Source organism: Bartonella doshiae NCTC 12862 = ATCC 700133 (assembly GCF_000278155.1).
Classification (GTDB): Bacteria; Pseudomonadota; Alphaproteobacteria; order Rhizobiales; family Rhizobiaceae; genus Bartonella; species Bartonella doshiae.
Map to the genome: position 1 here is coordinate 62,960 of NZ_JH725098.1, position 1,319 is coordinate 64,278.

Genomic DNA, 1,319 nt, shown 5'->3' on the forward strand with positions numbered 1-1,319 from the left:
ATAGATGCTTTCTCTTGATTTTTGTTGCTCTAGTGTTGCGTGCACGGATTGATGAGGGTAAGCGGGCTCCTTGTATGACCTTGGTACGTCATAGACGCTTTCTCTTGATTTTTGTTGCTCTAGTGTTGTGTGCACGGATTGATGGGGGTAAGCGGGCTCCTTGGATGACCTTGGTACGTCGTAGATGCTTTCTCTTGATTTTTGTTGCTCTGATGTCGTGTGTACAGATTGGGGCTGGGAAGGATTTTTTCGAAGGCGTGGACTAGGCTTTGCATATAGATCCTCTGGAATTTTAGATGTTGAGGGGGAAGGTTCATTTTTTTTCATGCTTGTTTCCTTTCAAACTTTTCGATTTGTTTAGAAAACTTCTTTGCGCACTCTTCCTCTTTATACTTTGATAACTTTTATACAAAGGAGAAATGATTTCCAAAGATTTCCAATCCTCCGCTATTTATAGTTATCGTAATCGATATTTATGACTTTTATACAGTTTTTTTATGAAATTTTATCAATATGTTATAAAAAATTACACGGTTTATTTTGATCATATTTTTATAACATTACTCTCTTTTCTCTGGCGCAAATCATATTGTGAAGATTGCGCCAAGAGATTTAATTTAAAAGTCTTTGTTCTTACTTTTATTTACATAGCAAAAGCTATCTTGTGGCCTTTATCTTTACGTGGTTGTTCTTGCTTTGGACCAGTCTGGCTTTCCTCTTTTGCGCGATAATGATGTCTGTGTGCTCGTCTTTCTGGACTTCTTTCTTCTTTCTCAATGCCTTTGTGTTGTGAGTGCTCACGTGTCAAGTCCCTGTGTAGCTTTTTTAGAGTTTGTGCATGCCTCTCAAGAGCATCACATAGGGGAGAAAAACCATTTTCAGCTTCTCTTCGTTGTGGGGATTTTATGCCAAGTACTGCTCTACCTGCAAGTTTACCAAAATCTTCAGGATTTGCCATAATATCTCGTACGACATTTTCTGCCTTCTGTGGATTTTCAAGCATTTTAGCAAGTTGGTTATTCAAAGCATGCTGATCACCATAAACAACTTTGCACCATTCTTGGACTTCGATTGCACCATATTGGATGTCTACGTTTTGTAAAAACTTTACAGTCATTTGATCTTTCTGGGATCTAGGAGAGGTAGGGGTACTTCCTGTGCTAACTTGTGCGTAGACGGTTTCTTCTGGTTGATGGTGATGCGGCTCTCTTTGTGTGCGGGGTTGCACATCTGCATAAATGACGTCTTCTTGCGTTTTTGTGTGTTGTCCTCTTTGTGTGCGGGGTCGCACATCTGCATAAATGACGTCTTCTTGCGTT

The 1,319-nt window shown here is 39.7% G+C and carries 2 protein-coding genes; one reads left to right on the plus strand and one right to left on the minus strand.

Annotation, left to right across the window (positions count from 1 at the left end):
- On the plus strand, nt 1-266 hold a 266-nt coding region (locus tag MCS_RS08410), incomplete at its 5' end, for a hypothetical protein (protein ID WP_004857326.1).
- Nucleotides 267-643: 377 nt separating this feature from the next.
- Here MCS_RS08410 and MCS_RS07720 read toward each other — a convergent pair.
- Nucleotides 644-1,319: BID domain-containing T4SS effector (locus tag MCS_RS07720; RefSeq protein WP_004857329.1), on the minus strand; the 676-nt coding region annotated here is incomplete at its 5' end.